The organism is Vibrio sp. V08_P9A1T1 (genome assembly GCF_963874405.1).
GTDB classification, from domain to species: Bacteria; Pseudomonadota; Gammaproteobacteria; order Enterobacterales; family Vibrionaceae; genus Vibrio; species Vibrio anguillarum.
The window spans coordinates 1-7,923 of the sequence record NZ_CAWNIB010000063.1; the positions used below are offsets into that span (position 1 = coordinate 1).

The following is a 7,923-nucleotide window of genomic DNA, read 5'->3' on the forward strand; positions in this document are numbered from 1 at the left end:
CAAGTAAACATGTTACCCACAGAGTTATACACATTAGCTGTAATTTTTATCTTTTCAAACGTAGAAAAAGCGCCTTCAGACGCTTTTTCCGTTTCACTCATTTCTTTTTTACACTATATAGAAGATTAAATACCTGCATCATCTCCTTAGTTATTCTCTTCATGAAGACCACACTCTCTTTTTAAGCCGAAGAAACGCGTTTCTTCTTCATTCATTCCCGGTTCCCATTTACGAGTGGTATGAGTGTCACCAACTGAAAGGTAACCTTGCTCCCACAATGGATGATACGGCAGGTGATTTTCTTGCAGATAATAATGTACATCTTTATTTGTCCAATCAATCACAGGTAGGAATTTAAACACACCATTTTGAATCGCTAAAATAGGTAATGTCGCCCGCGATTGTGATTGCTCTCGGCGTAGGCCAGAAAACCAAGTACCAATATCTAGTTCATCTAACGCTCTTCGCATCGGTTCTACTTTATTAAGGTGATTGTATTGTTCAATGCCAGTAACGCCTTGTTCCCAAAGTTTACCGTAACGCGCCTCCTGCCATGATGGACTTATCGTAGCGCTGAAGATATGCAGATTGAGATTCAGGTGATCCGTGAGCTGGTCAATAAATTGATATGTTTCAGGAAATAAATAGCCCGTATCCGTCAATACCACTGGTATATCGCTTTTTACGCTAGAAACCAGATGCAGCATCAATGCGGCTTGAATGCCAAAGCTAGAAGAAAGCGCATGGGTTCCTTCTAGATTCTCAATCGCCCACATGACCCGCTGCTGTGCTGTTAACGTTTCGAGATAAGCATTTAATGGGGCAAGGCGTAACGTTTGCTCTACTTTTGTTAGCGCCAATAACTCGGACAATTTAGGAACTACTGGTACTTCAAGCATAGAAATCTCTCTTAGAGATGATCACCTCTTCTATAATGCCGGTGCGAATGGTGAAATCGCCAAAACCCTCATTGGATTGACGCTCTAGCGCCCAGCGGCCGACTAGATGGTCAATTTCTTCTAGGATCTGTTTATCGGTAATGTTTTCTTTATACATTTTAGGCACACGAGTGCCCGCTCTATTGCCGCCAAGATGTAGGTTGTAGCGACCGGGAGCTTTACCAACTAAACCAATTTCAGCCAACATGGCTCGGCCACATCCGTTCGGACAACCTGTGACACGTAAGATAATGTTTTCTTCTTTAGGTAACGCATGTTTTTGTAGAATCGTCTCTACATCCGTTACAAATTGAGGGAGGAAACGTTCCGCTTCAGCCATAGCTAATGGGCACGTAGGGAAAGAGACGCACGCCATCGAATTTTTACGTTGCTCACTCACATTGTCATTGATCAAACCATGCTGACGCGCAATCTGCTCAATCGTAGCTTTTTGTACAGCAGGTACTCCCGCTACGATGAGGTTTTGATTGGCCGTCATACGAAAATCACCTTGGTGGATTTTAGCAATTTCTGCCACACCACGCTTTAGCGGTTTATCAGGGAAATCGAGTAAACGACCATTTTCGATGAAAAGTGTTAAATGATGCTTACCATCGATACCTTCAATCCACCCAATCCGATCACCACGTTCTGTAAGCTCGTAAGGACGGCTGACCGCAAACTCAATACCAGCACGCTTTTCAACTTCGGCTTTGAACACATCGACGCCCACTCTGTCGAGTGTGTATTTAGTTTTTGCATTTTTACGATTAGACCGGTTTCCCCAATCACGCTGAGTCGTAACCACAGCGGCGGCGACTTCTAAGGTTTTATCCAAAGGAATAAATCCGAAATCATCAGCACGACGCGGGTAAGTAGAAGTATCACCGTGCGTCATGGCTAGGCCGCCACCCACCAGCACATTAAAACCAACTAACCGACCTTGTTCGGCAATCGCAACAAAGTTTAAATCGTTGGCATGTACATCCACATCGTTTTGGGGCGGAATAACCACTGTCGTTTTGAACTTCCGCGGTAAGTAGTTATTACCTAAAATCGGCTCTTCATCTGTAGTTTCTAGTTTTTCACCATCCAACCAAATTTCGGCATAAGCGCGCGTTTTAGGTAACAGATGTTCCGAAATCTTCTTCGCCCATTCGTAAGCTTCCTGATGCAGTTCAGACTCCACAGGATTGGACGTACACAGTACGTTACGGTTCACATCACCCGCTGTGGCAATCGAATCAATACCAATGCTGTTTAACGTTTGATGCATCAATTTAATATTAGGCTTCAATACCCCGTGAAACTGAAAGGTTTGGCGAGTGGTTAAACGAATGCTGCCATATAGGCTGTGCTCAGTTGCAAATTTATCTATCGCTAGCCATTGTTTCGGCGTGATGATCCCGCCAGGCATGCGCGCACGTAACATCACATTGTGCAGAGGTTCTAACTTTTGTTTTGCACGTTCGTTACGAATATCGCGATCGTCTTGTTGATACATGCCATGAAAGCGAATCAACTGAAAGTTGTCAGCACTAAAGCCACCTGTGATGTGATCTTGCAGATCTTGCTCGATCGTCCCACGTAAAAAGTGACTTTCACGTTTCAAGCGCTCGTTATCTGACAATGGGCCTAGCTCTTGTCCTAATACTTCTTGATGATTAGATTGTTGTTTGGTGCTCATTAGTACACATCCCTTTGATAACGTTTTGCTTTGCGCAGATCGTTGATATATGTCTCTGCCTGTTCACGTGATAACCCACCTTGCTGCTGTGCAATAACAATTAGTGCATCATGCACATCTTTCGCCATGTGCGTTGCATCACCACAGACATAAAGATACGCACCGTTTTGAATCCATTGCCAAACCAGTTCGGATTGTTCAAGTAATCGATGCTGAACGTAGACTTTCTCATGCTGATCACGGCTAAACGCCACATCTAGACGACTCAGCACACCGGATTTCAGATATTTTTGCCACTCAACTTGATAGAGAAAATCTTGAGTAAATGTACGATCACCAAAAAACAGCCAGTTTTTTCCTTTTGCTTCACGGTTATCACGCTCTTGAATAAAGCTACGAAATGGCGCAATTCCGGTGCCAGGACCAATCATGATAATAGGCACATTATCATCTTGCGGTAGTTTGAAATTATTATTGTGTTCAATGAAAACCTTTACCTTGTCGCCCTCTTCTAAGCGCTGGCCAAGGTAACTGGACGCTCCCCCAAAACGGTGCTCATCTTGGTGTGTATACTGAACAATGCTGACTGTAAGATGCACTTCATCTTCAACTTCGCTTTGACTTGATGCGATAGAATAAAGACGCGGCGTTAAACGACGTAATAAAGAGAGTAGCGCTTGGGCCGTCAGTTTAGTTTGTTTCTCTCGCAGTACATCAATCACTTGATGATGGCTCGCGTACAATCTGAGCTTCTCTTTATCCTCCACCAGCTCAAGCAGTTTCGTACAACCAGATAACTCAGCAAACTTGGTCACCATCTGAGGATTTGCAGCCGTAATTTCATATTTATGCATTAAAGCACTATGGATGGATAAACTTTCGCCATCGACGTCAACACTTTCGACACCCGATAGCCCAGTCGCAGATAACACGGCATTGACTAACTCTGTATCGTTTTCATACCATACTCCAAGCGCATCCCCAGACTGATACGTTATACCTGACTCACCCAAGTCAATTTCAATGTGGCGCACCTCTTTTCCTGAATCTCGCCCAGTAATTTTTTGACTCGTCAGTAAAGTCGCACTGTAAGGATTTTGCTTACTGTATTGAGATAGATGACTCGTGGTTTGACTCACGGGTAATTGCACAACTTGCGTAGACGTACTTGCAAAAGCTTCTTTTACCACTGCTAATGCTTTGGCTTTCCACTCGGCGGCTTGATGTTCGTAATCAACGTCGCAATCCACTCGCTCAATAAAACGTTTGGCACCAAGCTGCTCTAAAAATGCATCAAAATCTTTACCCGTTTGGCAGAAAAATTCATAACTGGAGTCACCTAAGCCAATCACACCATATTGCAAGTGAGGTAATTTCGGCGCTTTCTTGGATTGTAAAAATTCATGCAGCGCTAATGCATTGTCAGGGGCTTCGCCCTCGCCATTGGTCGATGCAACAAAAATAACATGCGTTTCTTTCGCAAGATCTTTGCCCTTGTAATCACTCGCATCGAATAATTGAACCGCGATACCGGCAGCCTGAGCTTCTCTTTCCAATCCTTCAGCAAGGCCTTTTGCATTGCCTGTTTGAGAAGCGAAAATAATGGTTAATTGAGTCGCAGGCTCCATTGATACTAAAGTGGCTGCTTGTGAGCTGGAAGTAGAAATACTTGATGCTTGAGACTGACTGAGGCCCCAAAAATATCCGCTAACCCAAGCAAGCTGCTGCGGGGAAAGTTCTGAAATAGTACGCTGCAACCCGTTCAGTTGCGCGTCATTGAGTGGGCTAGCTAAACTGGCTAGCTCTTGGGGTATGGTATTTCCTGAAGACATGGTCACGACTTCCCTATTCATTGCGTGACAATAGATTAACCACTCTCTTTAATAACAAGAAAGAATAGATAAGTATGTTTTATAACTTTTTGGAAGTAGGCATTACGCTTAATTCTCTCATTTAGACTCGACTCGAACTTGCTTAAAACCCACCTCCATAGCCGATTTAGAGGCAAGATCCAGATCGGTATACTGGCATTCGTCACCCTGAGAATCGGTTAATAGCACGAACCCACCACGGCAATGCCGAAACTCGACTATCCAATGCCCTTCTTGGAAAGAAGGTTCAATAATGGCTTCGATAAGCTTGTTCTCACGATACAAGTCCCTTAACTCGGTAATCGTCATCACCACACCATTTTCACATTATTCACTCGTGAATTAAGCATGGTACATTTTGCTTATTCTGCTAAGAAATTGCACAATAATATAATTATCAGTTATAAAAAACGCCACCTTGTAGAGGTAGCGTTTTATGGAAAATGCATTTAGCGCGTAAGTATCGAATCGATACTTAAAATTGAAATTCAGCCCCCAAGAACCAACCATCAACAAAGACAAATGAGTTTTTCGTTTTTGGGTCAAGTTCGGTGAATTCAAGATCAATCACACGATAGCCGCCACGCAATGCGACATTACCAGCACGAATAGGTATGGAATACTGCAAACCCGCTAGTACATCTGCGCTTTTAATTCCGCCACTATCACCAAAATCAAACTGCCCAATCACATCAACTTGGGTATTGGGAATTTTAATTGTGGCATAGGCATACCAGTTAAAAGTCGTCTTATCAAAACTGTACTTCAAGCTATCTGGTGCTTGATACTGAGAACCACTATATTGAGTGAATGTAACACCCGCATCGAACGACATTAACTGTCGCTCTAACAGATTGTAATACAAGGTATAGTCGTACTTATCAAAGGATGCATAATCCGCCTCAAGCGTAGTATAACGAATACTCGCATTGGGCAAATAAGGTAGCTGATGCTCAAAAGCAACGTGGATTGAAGGTGTCTTCACATCATCACGACGAGTATTGTCGATTTTAGTGCTGCCCCACCACATGTCAGCGCCAACTTCTCCACGATAAAATGATTCTGCTTGAACCGATGCGGTTGACATCATCATTGCCACACTGACCAACGCTAACCAAATTGGTTTATTCATCCCTATTGCTCCCTATTTATTCGCTACTAATGCATGTTCTTAATTGAACGCGATAGTAGCATATTCCTGAAGTGAGTTAACGTTTCGTTGACTGCCACATTAGCGAGGGGTGTACACCACATGACGGAAGAACCAGACCCCCAAAACAATCACAATGATCCAAGGTAGTAGCTTAAACATCACTCCAATCATGCCTAGTAATGCCAATACTATGAAGCCCATGACCGTCGCAATAAACACAGTCGCCAAAGTGATGCCTGTCGCCAATAAAGTTGCAATAAAAACCAATAAGAAAATAAGTTCAAACATGATGCTTTCCTCCGTTTCTCTTACCACTAGCAGATATCGAGCCAACTTGTTATCACCACCTCTGATTTCAAGTCAAGACTAAAAAAATCACAGTTTCTTGGCCAATCAAGCACTTGAAAAGCAATATTTATTTCAATAAAAAAAGCCAAATAACACCGAGTCATTTAGCCTTTCTATTGTTGGTAAAAATCACCACTTAAGTTGGTAATTTTTACACATTCAACTCTTTCGGAATTTTTGCTAATGCCGCTTGCACGACTTCAATTCCCGCACCGGGCTTATGCGCATTCTCACTGATATAACGTCGCCATTGACGAGCACCTGGCATATTTTGGAACATACCTAACATATGGCGGGTAATATGGCCAAGGTAAGACCCCTGAGCTAATTGACGTTCAATATAAGGAAACATCTCTTCAATAATTTGAGAACGTTTTTTAATCGGCGTATCCATACCAAAAATGGTCTGATCCACTTCCGCCAACAAATAAGGGCTTTGATAAGCTTCCCGTCCAATCATTACGCCATCAAGATGCTGTAAATGCTCACTGACTTCAGCTAAGGTTTTGACACCGCCATTCACAGCAATGACTAAATGTGGGAAATCTTTTTTCAGCTGATATGCCCGTGAGTAATCTAACGGCGGTATTTCACGGTTCTCTTTTGGGCTCAAACCACTAAGCCACGCCTTACGCGCATGAATAGTAAACTGTTCACAGCCCCCTTTCTCTGATACCAATGAAATAAAATCAGTCAAAAATTCATAAGAATCCATGTCATCAATACCAATGCGCGTCTTCACGGTTACCGGAATATCAACTACTGATTTCATCGCTGCAACGCAATCCGCCACCAGTTGCGGCTCAGCCATTAAACAAGCACCAAAACGACCATTCTGGACGCGATCAGACGGACAACCCACATTGAGGTTAACTTCATCATACCCATACTGCTGGGCGAGTTTGGCACAATGAGCGAGATTTTGTGGATTTGAACCACCCAATTGTAACGCTACTGGGTGTTCCTCCTCGTTGTAAGCCAAGAAGTCCCCTTTACCATGAATGATCGCGCCTGTCGTGACCATCTCGGTGTACAGTAACGTTTGCGAGGACAGCAAGCGATGAAAATATCGGCAGTGGCGATCTGTCCAATCGAGCATGGGAGCCACGCTAAATCTCCAACTCTTTGACACATCAATATTACTAGACAAGTCTATATTTTGCAAAGAATTATGTATTTTCTGTTCTCGATTCATTTTCAATTATTCTCAATCATTTTTCGCTATTGCGTGCCCCATATGTATCCCATAATATATGGGGCATGCATTCAAACAACTATCAAGGAACCATAGATGGCCAGCTTTACATTGGAGAAACGTAAAACTAGCAAAGGGGTGCTGCGATATAGATGTGTTGTTCGATTAAAAAAAGGTAATGAAGTAGTATATCGTGAATCTCGTACTTTCGGGAAAAAAGCCGACGCAAAAGCATGGGGCACAGCGCTTGTATCCAAACTCGAAACGCATGGCCTACCAGGCAAATCCCCGGAAGTCACTCTTCGAGAACTGATCATCATGTACTTAAATGAACCTCACATTGCGCAAAGTATTGGTCGTTCAAAACGTTACGGTCTCAACATGCTAATCGATACAGAATTAGCAAAAATCCAAGCGAACAAGTTGACCGTTGCCAACCTAGTTCAGCACTGTAAAGATCGTAATGACGCAGGGACCAGTCCTCAAACAGTATCCGGTGATATTTCATATCTTCGCAGTGTTCTTAAAGCAGCAAAGCCAGTTTTTGATATAGATGTTAACGATTCTGTCGTACAGGAAGCTTACTATACTCTTTATCAACACAATCTAATCGCCAAATCAAACCGAAGAAGCCGACGCCCTGCAACGTCAGAGTTGGAAAGACTCAAGATAGAACTTAAGAAAAGACAAGAACATCGTGCTGCCCATATCCCGTATTTAGATATTCTGGA

Annotated in this window: 7 protein-coding genes and 1 pseudogene; 1 reads left to right on the plus strand and 7 read right to left on the minus strand. The window is 43.1% G+C overall.

What is annotated here, in order from left to right; genetic code table 11:
- Positions 1-146: 146 nt before the first annotated feature.
- The 7 genes from AACT21_RS03485 to dusA form a co-directional block, all read right to left on the minus strand.
- Complete coding sequence (locus AACT21_RS03485) at positions 147-899, minus strand: phosphoadenylyl-sulfate reductase (protein WP_013857904.1); 753 nt, start codon at positions 897-899, stop codon at positions 147-149.
- The gene (cysI, locus tag AACT21_RS03490) at positions 892-2,625 is read right to left on the minus strand and encodes an assimilatory sulfite reductase (NADPH) hemoprotein subunit (protein WP_094125278.1); all 1,734 of its coding nucleotides are present in this window, start codon (positions 2,623-2,625) and stop codon (positions 892-894) included. The genes AACT21_RS03485 and cysI overlap by 8 nt, the downstream gene beginning before the upstream one ends.
- Positions 2,625-4,478 (minus strand): assimilatory sulfite reductase (NADPH) flavoprotein subunit, encoded by a 1,854-nt coding sequence (locus AACT21_RS03495; RefSeq protein ID WP_094164086.1) that lies wholly within the window; start codon positions 4,476-4,478, stop codon positions 2,625-2,627. Before AACT21_RS03495 ends, cysI begins: the two co-directional genes overlap by 1 nt.
- Before the next feature lie 96 nt (positions 4,479-4,574).
- Positions 4,575-4,805, minus strand: a complete 231-nt coding sequence (locus AACT21_RS03500) for a hypothetical protein (RefSeq protein WP_038149123.1) — start codon at positions 4,803-4,805, stop codon at positions 4,575-4,577.
- A gap of 166 nt (positions 4,806-4,971) precedes the next feature.
- Positions 4,972-5,628, minus strand: coding sequence for a TIGR04219 family outer membrane beta-barrel protein (locus AACT21_RS03505; protein WP_019282801.1), 657 nt, complete (start codon positions 5,626-5,628; stop codon positions 4,972-4,974).
- Between the two features lie 99 nt (positions 5,629-5,727).
- Positions 5,728-5,937, minus strand: coding sequence for an envelope stress response protein PspG (gene pspG / locus AACT21_RS03510; protein WP_026027454.1), 210 nt, complete (start codon positions 5,935-5,937; stop codon positions 5,728-5,730).
- 211 nt (positions 5,938-6,148) lie between these two features.
- Positions 6,149-7,192, minus strand: a complete 1,044-nt coding sequence (gene dusA, locus AACT21_RS03515) for a tRNA dihydrouridine(20/20a) synthase DusA (protein ID WP_445285939.1) — start codon at positions 7,190-7,192, stop codon at positions 6,149-6,151.
- 96 nt (positions 7,193-7,288) lie between these two features.
- Between dusA and AACT21_RS03520 the strand changes: the two are divergent.
- Positions 7,289-7,923 (plus strand): annotated as a pseudogene (locus AACT21_RS03520) (site-specific integrase); the annotation flags it as partial.